Source organism: Streptomyces sp. UF-297, assembly GCF_058245575.1.
This window is the reverse complement of record NZ_JBSIBZ010000266.1, coordinates 1-398: the sequence shown is the minus strand read 5'-3', so window position 1 is coordinate 398 and position 398 is coordinate 1. Positions and strand designations below refer to the sequence as shown.

Below are 398 nucleotides of genomic sequence, written 5' to 3'. Positions count from 1 at the left end.
GGCGCTCTTCGGCCAGCCACTCCTGCACCAGGCCCAGAGCCTCGCCGGTCGCCCGGCGGGCGGCCCCGGCCACGTCGGGGCCCTCGTCGCCGGCACACACCAGCACGACTCGCGGGGAGACCTCGCCCGCCTCAGCGGTGGCCGCCACCTCGGCGAGGTCGGCGAAGGTACGTACCGGCACACCGGCCGCGTCCAGCCCCTCGACCACGCCGAAGCGATCGGCACCGATCAGCACCCACTCCCCCGACGGGACCGCAGACTCGACCACGGGAGCCCAGTCCACCGCGAAGAGCGCATCGGCCACTCCGGCCTCGGCGGACTGGAGTTGGTCCGCCGAGACGGGACGGGTGATCAGCGACGCCACCGACACCACGGGCGCACCCGTCGCATCCGCAGCC

General features: G+C 74.9%; 1 protein-coding gene. It reads right to left on the bottom strand.

Going from position 1 to position 398, the window contains the following annotated elements; genetic code table 11:
- Positions 1 to 373 (bottom strand): SpnB-like Rossmann fold domain-containing protein (locus AC4IJH_RS43765; protein WP_490857608.1); only part of this gene is annotated, 373 nt, incomplete at its 3' end.
- Positions 374 to 398 lie beyond the last annotated feature (25 nt).